At 39.9% G+C, this 429-nt stretch carries 1 protein-coding gene; it reads left to right on the plus strand.

The features are described 5' to 3' along the window. On the plus strand, positions 1 to 429 hold a 429-nt coding region (locus tag CQA62_RS06975), incomplete at both ends, for a hypothetical protein (protein ID WP_170125584.1).

A 429-nucleotide genomic window follows, 5' to 3' on the forward strand; every position in this document is an offset into this window, starting at 1 on the left:
GTGGAATCTCCACATCTGGTGGTTATTCAAGTTCTAACACAATCACTCTTACAGGAACAAATCAATCCACTCTAGGTGCAGTTAGTACAAATGGTAATGATAACACTAACAGTACAAATACAATTACAGCCAATCAAACTACTAAGCTTACTCTAACACGTTTGAGTGCTGCTAATGGCTGTAAGACAGCTGGAAATATCAACACTATTAAACTAGGTGATACTGGAACCCTTGAAATTACAGAGGGAGGAATCTCCGCTAATTCTAGAGGGAAAAATGTCATTAAGGCAGGATCAATCACCAACACTGGTGGAATCTCCGCTAATTCTAGAGGGAAAAATGTCATTGAGGCAGGATCAATCACCAACACTGGTGGAATCTCCACATCTGGTGGTTATTCAAGTTCTAACACAATCACTCTTACAGGAA

Origin of the sequence: Helicobacter cholecystus (genome assembly GCF_003364215.1) — a bacterium.
GTDB lineage: Bacteria > Campylobacterota > Campylobacteria > Campylobacterales > Helicobacteraceae > Helicobacter_G > Helicobacter_G cholecystus.